The sequence below is a fragment of the Mycobacterium sp. IS-1264 genome, from assembly GCF_001954195.1.
GTDB lineage: Bacteria > Actinomycetota > Actinomycetes > Mycobacteriales > Mycobacteriaceae > Mycobacterium.
In genome coordinates this window covers 1-7,716 of the sequence record NZ_MBES01000099.1, presented here as the reverse complement: position 1 = coordinate 7,716, position 7,716 = coordinate 1, and the positions used below count along the sequence as shown (strand labels likewise).

Annotated in this window: 1 pseudogene; it reads left to right on the top strand. The window is 68.4% G+C overall.

What is annotated here, in order from left to right:
- Positions 1-7,716 (top strand): annotated as a pseudogene (locus A5744_RS23900) (amino acid adenylation domain-containing protein); the annotation flags it as partial.

The window sequence follows — 7,716 nt, the reverse complement described above, 5'->3', positions numbered from 1 at the left end:
CTCGGCGAGACCGAATTGCTGTTGGCGCCGGAGTTTTTCACCAGCTTGGCCGCCGAGCATCCGGCGGTGGCCGGCGTCGACATTCAGGTCAAACGCGGGACGGCCGACAACGAACTGACCCGGTATCGCTACGACGTCGTCATCCACAAAACCCCCGCATCCGTGCGTTCGCTGGCCGACGCGCCCAGCTGCGCGTGGACCAACTGCGCGGGAGTGCGCGACCGGTTGATATCGCAACATCCGGCCACCGTCCGCGTCACCGGAATCCCCCGTGCCGGGGTGATCGGCGACGTTCACGTCGAACACGCCCTCGCCGCAGGGGTATCGGTCGCCGACGCCCTGGCCCAAGCCCTCGCCACCGCCGATGCTGTTGTCCCCGAAGAGTTGTACCGCCTCGGTGAAACGGCCGGATACCACGTGGCGGTCACCTGGGGCGCCCAACCGGGCACCCTGGATGCGGTCTTCATCGCCCCCACCGACGCCGACGGCGCCCACATCGCACCGCTGGCCGACCTGTATCTGCCCCCCGCCGGAGCTCGGCAACACACCGCTCACGCCAATGATCCCGACACCAACACCAAGATCGGAGCGGTGCGGCAGCGGTTGAGCGCGTGGTTACCCGACTACATGGTGCCCGCACACATCGTCGTGCTCGAGAAATTCCCGTTGACCTCGTCGGGCAAGGTCGACCGAAAAGCGTTGCCGGCGCCGGTTTTTGCCGCCAGAGCGTTTCGGGCGCCGCAGACCCAGACGGAAAAGATCATTGCCGAGGCGTTCGCCGAGGTATTGGGCCTTGCCAGGGTCGGGCTCGACGACGATTTCTTCGCTCTAGGTGGCGATTCGCTGAGCGCCACCCGCGTCAGCGCGCGCCTGCAGCTCGCGTTGGGCAGGGAAGTGCCGGTGCGGTATCTGTTCGAGGCCGCCAAAGTCGCGGACCTCGCCGAGCATCTGCGACGGCATCGTGGCGCTTCTCCCCGCCCGCCCCTGGTGCCGATGCCACGTCCCCAACGGATCCCGTTGTCGTATGCGCAGCAGCGGTTGTGGTTCATCGACCAGTTGCAGGGGCCCTCCCCGATCTACAACATGGCGGTTGCCTTGCGGCTGTGTGGGCGGCTCGACGTCGAGGCGTTGGGTGCGGCGGTGGCCGACGTGGTGGCCCGCCACGAGAGCCTGCGCACCCTGTTCGCCGCGCCCGATGGCGTACCCCAGCAGGTGATCATCCCCTCCGAGCAGGCCGACTTCGGATGGCAAGTCATCGATGCCACCGGCTGGCCGGGAGACCAGCTCTATGAGTCCATCAGCGCCGAGGCGCGTCACACGTTCGATCTGGCCGCCGAGATCCCGTTGCGGGCAAGGCTTTTCCGCATCGGCGACGACGAACATGTGCTGATGGCCGTGGCCCACCACATCGCCGCCGACGGCTGGTCCATTGCGCCGCTGGTGCGGGATCTGGGTGTGGCCTATGCCAGCCGCTCTGCGGGACACGCCCCCGACACGGCGCCGTTAGCGGTGCAATACGTCGACTACACGCTGTGGCAGCGCGAGCACCTCGGTGATCTCGACGATCCCGAGAGTCCCATCTCCGCGCAGCTGGCCTACTGGCAGGACGCCCTGGCCGGGATGCCCGAGCACCTGCAGCTGCCCACCGATCGGCCCTACCCGCCGGTCGCCGACTACCGCGGCGCCACTCTCGCGGTGGAGTGGCCGGCGAACCTGCAGCAGCGGGTGGCTCAGGTGGCCGGTGAACACAACACGACCAGCTTCATGGTGATCCAGGCCGCCCTGACGGCGCTGCTGTCCAAACTCAGCGCCAGCCCCGATGTGGCGGTGGGGATTTCGATCGCGGGGCGCCGCGACCCGGCGCTCGATGAGCTGGTGGGTTTCTTCGTCAACACCCTGGTGCTGCGTGTCGATCTGGCCGGTGATCCCACCATCGGTGAACTGCTGGCCCAGGTGCGGGCGCGCAGTTTGGAGGCATTCGAGCACCAAGACGTTCCCTTCGAGGTGCTCGTCGAGCGGCTCAACCCTTCTCGGTCGCTGACCCATCACCCCTTGATCCAGGTGATATTTGCGTGGCAGAACTTCACCGGTCAAGACAGCGACCCCGCCGTCGAGCCGGCCCTGGGTGACGTGCAGGTCACGCCGCTTCCGGTGGGCATCCAGGCGGCACGCATGGATTTGGTGTTTTACCTAGGGGAACGCTGGAACGAGGCCGGTGAGCCCGCCGGGATCGGCGGGGCGGTGGAATTTCGCACCGACGTGTTCGACGCGGCCAGCATCCAAACACTGATCGAGCGGTTGGAGCGGGTGTTGGCGGCGATGACCTCCGAGCCCACCCAGCGGCTGTCGTCGGTGGACCTGCTCGACGAGCCCGAGCATGCCCGCCTGGAGGGGTGGGGTAACGGATCGGTGTTGACGCGGCCGGCACCGGCCGCGGCGTCCATCCCGGCGCTGTTTGCCTCGCAGGTGGCCCGCACCCCGGACGCGGTGGCGCTGGTGTGCGGGGAGCATTCGTGGACCTACCGCGAGCTGGATCAGGCCGCCAACCGGCTGGCGAACCTGTTGGCCGGCTCTGGGGTGGGTGCGGGACAGCGTGTGGCGCTGCTGTTTTCGCGATCGGCCGAGGCGATCGTGTCGATTTTGGCGGTGCTGAAAACCGGTGCGGCGTATCTCCCGATCGACCCGGTGGTGCCGGATGCCCGGATCGCCTTCATGCTCGCCGATGCCGCCCCGATCGCCGCGATCACCACGGGCGAGCTGGCCGATCGGCTCGACGGACGCGACCTGCTGGTCGTCGATGTCGACGATCCCCGCATCGAGGCCCAACCCGGCACGGCGCTGCCGGCGCCGGCTGCCGATGACATCGCCTACCTGATCTACACCTCGGGCACCACCGGGGTGCCCAAGGGGGTGGCGACCACCCACCACAATGTCACCCGGCTGTTCGACGGCATGGATGTCGGCGTGGAGCTGGCGCCGGGACAGGTGTGGACGCAGTGTCATTCCCTGGCCTTCGACTACTCGGTATGGGAGATCTGGGGCGCGCTGCTGCACGGTGGACGGCTGGTTGTGGTGCCCGAGTCGGTGGCCCGCTCACCGCAGGACTTCCACGAGTTACTGGTCACCGAAAAGGTCAGCGTCCTAAGCCAGACCCCCTCGGCGGTGGGGGTGCTCTCGCCGAAGGGGCTCGAGTCGGCGGCGTTGATGGTGGCCGCCGAGCCCTGTCCGGCCGAGGTGGTGGATCGGTGGGCGCCGGGGCGGGTGATGATCAACGCCTACGGCCCGACCGAAACCACGGTGTACGCGACGATCAGTGCGCCGCTGACGGCCGGGTCGGGCGTGGTGCCGATCGGGTCCCCGGTGCCCGGTGCGGCGCTGTTTGTGCTCGACGGCTCATTGCGGCCGGTGCCGCCCGGTGTGGTCGGTGAGTTGTATGTGGCCGGTACCGGTGTGGGAGTTGGGTATTGGCGGCGGGGCCCTTTGACGGCGTCGCGCTTTGTGGCGTGCCCGTTCACCGCGGGAGCCCGCATGTATCGCACCGGCGATCTGGTGTGCTGGCGTGCTGACGGGCAGCTGCAGTATCTCGGGCGCGCGGACGAGCAGGTCAAGATCCGCGGCTATCGCATCGAACTCGGCGAAGTCCAAGCGGCGCTGAATGCGCTGGACGGGGTCGAGCAGGCCGTGGTGATCGCCCGCGAAGACCACCCCGGCGACAAACGCCTCGTCGGCTATATCACCGGACCAGCAGACCCGGCCCATGCACGTACCCTGCTGGCCGAACGGCTTCCGACCTACATGATCCCCGCGGCGGTGGTGGCACTCGACACGCTGCCGTTGACACCCAACGGCAAGCTCGACACCCGCGCCCTGCCGGCACCCGTCTACGCGGACATCGATCGGTACCGCGCCCCGGCCACCCCCACCGAGGAGATCGTGGCCGGCATTTATGCCCAGGTGCTCGGGCTCGAGCGCGTCGGGGTCGACGACTCCTTCTTCGACCTCGGCGGGGATTCACTGTCCGCGATGCGGGTGATCGCCGCGATCAATACCGTTCTGGATGCCGGCCTTTCGGTGCGCACCTTGTTCGAGGCTCCCACGGCCGCCCAGCTGGCGCCGTGTATCGGCGAGGACGGGGGCAGGCGGAAGCCGTTGGTCCCGGTCGAGCGGCCCGCGAGCGTCCCACTGTCGTTCGCGCAGAGCCGATTGTGGTTCCTCGACCAATTACACGGTCCCTCACCGGTTTACAACATCGCGGCGGCGCTGCGGCTGACCGGTCGCCTGGATGCCGAAGCGTTGGGTGCGGCGCTGGCCGATGTGGTCGGCCGGCACGAAAGCCTCCGCACCCTGTACCCCGCGGTCGAGGGGACACCCCAGCAGCTCGTGGTCCCCGCCGAACGTGCCGAGTTTGGTTGGGACGTCGTCGATTCCACCGGCTGGCAGGCGGACCGGCTTGAGGACGCGATTAGCGACGCCGTGCGCTACAGCTTCGACCTGGCCACCGAGATCCCGCTGCGGGCAAGGCTTTTCCGCGTCGGCGACGACGAGCATGTGCTGGTGGCCGTGGTGCACCATATCGCCGCGGATGGCTCGTCGATCACCCCGCTGGTGCGTGATCTGGGCGTTGCCTATGCCAACCGATGCGCCGGGCAAGGCCCCGACTGGGCCCCGCTGGCGGTGCAGTACGTCGACTACACGCTGTGGCAGCGCGAGCACCTCGGTGATCTGGCCGATCCCGAGAGCCCCATCGCCGCGCAGCTGGCCTACTGGGAAGACGCGCTGGCCGGCCTGCCCGAGCGCCTGCCCCTGCCCACCGATCGGCCCTACCCGCCGGTTCCCGATCCGCGCGGCGCCAGCGTGCCCGTCGAGTGGCCGGCCGAGCTGCAGCAGCGGGTGCACGATCTGGCCCGCGAACACAACGCGACCAGTTTCATGGTCGTTCAGGCCGCGCTGGCCGTGCTCTTGTCGAAGCTCAGCGCCAGCCCCGACGTGGCGGTGGGAATCGCGGTCGCCGGGCGCGGCGATCCCGCGCTCGATGAGCTGGTGGGGTTCTTCGTCAACACGTTGGTGCTGCGGGTCGACCTGGCCGGCGATCCCACCATCGCCGAACTACTGGCCCAGGTGCGACAACGCAGCCTGGCCGCCTACGAGCACCAAGACGTCCCCTTCGACGTACTGGTCGAGCGGCTCAACCCGACCCGATCGCGCAAGCATCACCCACTGATCCAGGTGATGGTGGGCTGGCAGAATTTCGCCGGGCACCACGATCCCGTGGCCGGGTTAAGTCTGGGTGATATCCAGGTCGCGCCGCTGCCCGTGCGGCTTCAGACCGCCCGCATGGATTTGACCATTTCGCTCGCCGAACGCTGGAACGAAGCTGGCGAGCCCGCCGGGATCGGCGGGGAAGTGGAATTTCGAACCGACATCTTCGACGAGGCCAGAATCAAGGCGCTCATCGAGCGGTGGCAGCGCGTGTTGGTGGCGATCACCGCCGAGACGGGGCGGCGCGCATGACGGCCGATGCGGGGCCGCGGCTGTCGTCGATCGACCTGCACGACGAGGGTGAGCAGGACCGGCTGGACGAGTGGGGTAACCGCGCGGCGTTGATCGCGCCGGCCCCCACTCGGCCGTCGCTTCCGGTCTTGTTCGCCGAGCAAGTGGCGCGTGCCCCGGGCGCGGTGGCACTGACGTTCGCAGGCCGCTCCGTGACTTACCGGGAGCTCGATGAGGCGGCCAACCGGTTGGCGAACCTGTTGGCCGGCCAGGGGATAGGACCGGGAAAGTGTGTGGCGCTGCTGTTTTCGCGGTCGGCCGAGGCGGTCGTGGCGATTTTGGCGGTGCTGAAAACCGGGGCGGCGTATCTGCCGATCGACCCGGTTGTGCCGGATGCCCGGATCGCCTTCATGCTCGCCGATGGTGCACCGGTCGCCGCGATCACCACCGCCGAGTTGGCCGATCGGCTGGACGGGCATGGGCTGGCGGTCATCGATGTCGACGACCCTCGCATTGACGCCCAGCCCGGCACGGCATTACCGGCGCCCGCCCCGGATGACATGGCCTACCTGGTCTACACCTCGGGCACCACCGGGACTCCCAAAGGCGTTGCGGTCACCCATCACAACGTCGCCCGGCTATTCGACTCGCTGGATGCCGGCTTCGAGCTGGGGCCGGAACGGGTGTGGACGCTGTCTCACTCCTTGGCGTTCGACTACTCGGTGTTGGAGATCTGGGGCGCGCTGTTGCACGGTGGCCGGCTGGTGGTGGTGCCCGAAGAGGTGACGCGTTCGCCAGAAGACTTCCACGCCTTGCTGGTTGCCGAGAAGGTCAACGTTTTAGGCCAGACCCCGTCGTCGGTGGGGACACTGTCGCAGCAGGGTTTGGAGTCGGCGGCCTTGCTGATCGCCGCCGAGGCGTGCCCGGCCGACGTGGTGGATCGGTGGGCACCGGGGCGGGTGATGGTCAACGCTTACGGCCCGACCGAGACGACGATTTTGGCGACGATCAGTGCGCCGCTGACGGCGGGCTCGGGTGCGGTGCCGATCGGCTCCCCTGTGCCCGGGGCGGCGCTGTTTGTGCTCGACGGCTCATTGCGCCCGGTGCCTGAAGGCGTGGTCGGTGAGCTGTATGTGGCCGGTACCGGTGTGGGAATTGGGTATTGGCGGCGGCCGGGACTGACCGGTTCGCGGTTTGTGGCATGCCCGTTCGGCGGTGCGGATGCGCCGGGGGCACGCATGTATCGGACCGGGGATCTGGTGTGTTGGCGTCCCGACGGGCAGCTGGACTATCTGGGGCGCGCCGACGAGCAAGTCAAGATCCGCGGGTATCGCATCGAGCTCGGCGAAGTCCAAGCGGCGTTGAGCGCACTGGACGGGGTGGGGCAGGCGGCCGTGATCGTCCGCGAGGACCGCCCTGGCGACAAACAGATCGTCGCCTATGTCACCGGAACCGTCGACGTGACCGACGCACGCGCGCGCCTGGCCGAGCGGCTCCCGGCTTACATGATCCCCTCGGCGGTCGTGGCGCTGGATCGAATGCCGTTGACCCCCAACGGCAAACTCGACAAGCGCGCCCTCCCGGCGCCCGACTACCAGAACGCGTCCCGGTATCGCGCCCCATCCAGCCCGGTCGAGCGGGCCTTGGCCGATATCTATGCCCGGGTCCTCGGTCTGGAGCGGGTAGGGGTCGACGACTCCTTCTTCGACCTGGGTGGGGATTCACTGTCGGCGATGCGGCTGATCGCCGCCGTCAACACCGCCCTCGATGCCGGCCTGGCGGTGGGCACCTTGTTCGACGCGCCGACGGTTGCCGAGCTGGCGCCGCGGATCGGTGAGGACGGGGCCCGGCGTAAACCGTTGGTAGCGGCCGATCGGCCGGCCAGGATTCCGTTGTCGTTCGCCCAGAGCCGGTTGTGGTTTTTGGACCGGTTCGAGGGCGGGGTGGCGACCTACAACATGCCGACCGCGTTTCGGATCGACGGGCCGCTGGACGTCGACGCCCTCGGGACGGCGCTCGACGATGTGATCGCCCGCCACGAAGCGCTGCGCACCATATTCCCCGACGTCGACGGGGTGCCGTGCCAGCAGGTGTTGCCGGCGCGGCCGGGAATGTGGTGGCACACGGGCGCGGTGGCGGTGTCGTTGCCGGAGCGCGAGGTGACCGGCGAGTTGGTGGCGCTGGCCGGGTATCGGTTTGACCTGTCGAGCGAGATTCCGATCCGTG